The organism is Shewanella electrica (assembly GCF_022321485.1).
Lineage (GTDB): Bacteria > Pseudomonadota > Gammaproteobacteria > Enterobacterales > Shewanellaceae > Shewanella > Shewanella electrica.
This window is the reverse complement of record NZ_JAKOGG010000760.1, coordinates 1-237: the sequence shown is the minus strand read 5'-3', so window position 1 is coordinate 237 and position 237 is coordinate 1. Positions and strand designations below refer to the sequence as shown.

The following is a 237-nucleotide window of genomic DNA, read 5'->3' as shown; positions in this document are numbered from 1 at the left end:
AGGGTAATTTCCACCCGCGGCCAGTTGCGCCGGATGCGGCCGATGACGTGCTTGAGGATACGGGCCGCCTCTGCTCCGGAGGGCCGCTTGCCGGGGCGCAGCAGCGAGAGCACCGGCTTGCCGGTGGCCGCCTCGAAGATGTGGATGGGCTGGAAGCAATAGTCGTCATAATGGGCGTTGAACAGCGCCAGCTGCTGGCCGCCGTGGACGGTATCGTCGGTGTCGTCGATGTCGAGC

At 66.2% G+C, this 237-nt stretch carries 1 protein-coding gene; it reads right to left on the bottom strand.

Annotation, left to right across the window (positions count from 1 at the left end):
* The coding region (locus L9G74_RS22010; protein ID WP_238899061.1) for a transposase at window positions 1-237 on the bottom strand (237 nt) is incomplete at both ends.